2 protein-coding genes and 1 pseudogene are annotated in these 1,708 nt (G+C 69.0%); 2 read left to right on the top strand and 1 reads right to left on the bottom strand.

The features are described 5' to 3' along the window. Both ACFVYN_RS28375 and araD read left to right on the top strand, forming a co-directional pair. Nucleotides 1-190, top strand: a pseudogene (locus tag ACFVYN_RS28375) (L-arabinose isomerase); the annotation flags it as partial. A 25-nt stretch (nucleotides 191-215) separates the two neighbouring features. Further along, nucleotides 216-944: an L-ribulose-5-phosphate 4-epimerase AraD gene (gene araD / locus ACFVYN_RS28370; protein ID WP_390003252.1), complete on the top strand. Its 729-nt coding sequence runs from the start codon at nucleotides 216-218 to the stop codon at nucleotides 942-944. A gap of 45 nt (nucleotides 945-989) precedes the next feature. Here araD and ACFVYN_RS28365 read toward each other — a convergent pair whose 3' ends face one another. Next, the gene (locus tag ACFVYN_RS28365) at nucleotides 990-1,370 is read right to left on the bottom strand and encodes a hypothetical protein (RefSeq protein ID WP_390003250.1); all 381 of its coding nucleotides are present in this window, start codon (nucleotides 1,368-1,370) and stop codon (nucleotides 990-992) included. Nucleotides 1,371-1,708: the final 338 nt, after the last annotated feature.

Here is a 1,708-nt window from a genome sequence, read left to right as displayed (position 1 = left end):
GAGCTGGCTGCTGGCCGGCGCCCCCCACCACACCGTCCTCAGCTCCGCCGTCGACGCCGAGACGCTGACCGACTACGCGGCCATGACCGGCGTCGAACTCCTCACCATCGACGAAAACACCACCACCGACCAGTTCGCCAAGGAAATCCGCTGGAACGCCGCCTACCACCGACTGGCCCAGGCCCTGTGACCGCCGGCACCGAGGGAGACGACCGATGAGCGTGCGTGTCCGTGAGGGTCTCCGCCAGGAGGTCCTGGAGGCAAACCTCACCATCCCCCAGGTCGGCCTGGCGACCCTGACCTGGGGCAATGTCAGCGGGGTCGACCGAGAGGCGGGCGTGTTCGTCATCAAGCCCTCCGGGGTCCCCTACGAGGACCTCACGATCGACGACCTGGTGACGGTCCGCCTGTCCGACGGCGCGGTCGTCGGCGGCCACCTACGTCCGTCCACCGACACCGAGACCCACCGCTGCCTCTACCAGGCGTTCCCCTCCGTCGGCGGCGTGACCCACACCCACTCCACCCACGCGGTCGCCTTCGCCCAGGCCCACCGCGACATCCCGGTCCTGGGCACCACCCACGCCGACACCTTCAACGGACCCATCCCCGTCACCCGCGACCTCACCAAGCAGGAGTGCGCCAAGGACTACGAGTACAACACCGGCCAAGTGATCGTGGACCTGCTGGAGGGAGAGGACCAGCGGGCCGTAGAGGTCCCCGCCGCCCTCGTCGCCGGCCACGGCCCCTTCACCTGGGGCGCCACAGCCCGCAAGTCCCTGGAACACGCGATCATCTGCGAAGCCGTCGCCGACATCGCCCTGCACACCCTGTCCCTCAACCCGACCGCACCGCCGCCCCAGCACCTCCTGGAGCGGCACTACACCCGCAAACACGGCCCCGACGCCTACTACGGCAACCCGGAGGCGGCGCTCCCGGAACGGTGAGCGGCGGTACCTGGGGCCCGGCCGGACCGGGCCCCAGGTGTCGGTCTACTGGTCGAAGTAGCTGAGATCACCCACGGTCCACGCGCTCACGTCCTTGATCGCGACGCGGTACATGCCTCCCGTCTCCGGGATACCGAGGCTTCCCTGCAGGATCCGGGCCAGGTGGAAGTGCAGATGGGTGGGCTGGGCGGGCGCCTCGTCGTCGGGCCGGTCCCCTCGCGGGGCGCGGGCGAAGACGTCGGAGAACGGGCCGAGGCGGTCCGAGTCCTTCAGCACCTCCGCCACGCGCTCCCGCCACACGGCCTCAGGAGCCAGCCGGCCGGTGATGACGGCCCCGCCGACGACCACGGTCAACGACATCTGATTGCTTCGCTCGGACTCCACCGCGGTGGAGAGGGCGACGAGCAGCTCGTCAGGGTTCGACATGAGAGCAGATCCTATTCAGTCCCGGAACCGCCCGGCGGCCCGGGCCAGCAAATCTACTTTTGCCAGAGTAGACATCCTTCGCCGACATGGTTATGGTTCATATCGTAGACACGGTCGAACGAGGCCCGACAGACACGAACTGGCGGGTAGTGGTAGACGAAGTTCGCAGGTCAGTGTGGCTCTCGAGCCTCGAAGCCAAGGCGTTCCCAGGATGGCGACTAGGCTGAGAGCCGCACTGGGCGGCTCTCAGATCCAGGAGCTGCCGACGCAGTACCGATCCCCCGGGGCCCCGGTGAGCCTACGCAACGGGGCCCCGCCGGGGGGGTTGGAGCCCGCGC

This window comes from Streptomyces sp. NPDC058307 (assembly GCF_042880295.1).
Lineage (GTDB): Bacteria > Actinomycetota > Actinomycetes > Streptomycetales > Streptomycetaceae > Streptomyces.
This window is presented reverse-complemented; position numbering and strand designations above follow the sequence as displayed.

Bases quoted from the DNA above. Each gene is read 5' to 3' on its own strand.
- araD (WP_390003252.1), top strand. From the start codon at position 216: ATGAGCGTGCGTGTCCGTGAGGGTCTCCGCCAGGAGGTCCTGGAGGCA.
- ACFVYN_RS28365 (WP_390003250.1), bottom strand. From the start codon at position 1,370: ATGTCGAACCCTGACGAGCTGCTCGTCGCCCTCTCCACCGCGGTGGAG.